The organism is Burkholderia sp. SIMBA_051 (assembly GCF_046534915.1).
In the GTDB taxonomy this organism is placed as follows: Bacteria; Pseudomonadota; Gammaproteobacteria; order Burkholderiales; family Burkholderiaceae; genus Burkholderia; species Burkholderia ambifaria.
On record NZ_JAWRXS010000434.1, the window covers coordinates 1 to 262 of the forward strand.

Consider the following 262-nt stretch of genomic DNA (forward strand, 5'->3'; position numbering starts at 1 on the left):
GGGCCTGCTCATAATGGACCGTTACGGGCGAAACCTGCACCAGCCGTCCGGCACAGATCGCGTCCGCGGCCAGCAACTCGCGGCCGAGGGTGATGCCCAGGCCCTGCTCGGCCGCCTGCAGCATCATCCCCGCATCATTGAACGTGGCGACTGGCGTCACCGGCACGCTCAGTCCGGCCGCGTTGAACCAGTGTTGCCACATATCGCGTTCGCCCAGCAGGGGCTGCCGCGCCAGCGTCTCGGGCGTGTTGTCGGGCAATGC

Annotated in this window: 1 protein-coding gene; it reads right to left on the reverse strand. The window is 67.9% G+C overall.

What is annotated here, in order from left to right; all coding sequences use genetic code 11:
* Positions 1–262: LysR substrate-binding domain-containing protein (locus SB771_RS35170; protein ID WP_410722065.1), on the reverse strand; the 262-nt coding region annotated here is incomplete at both ends.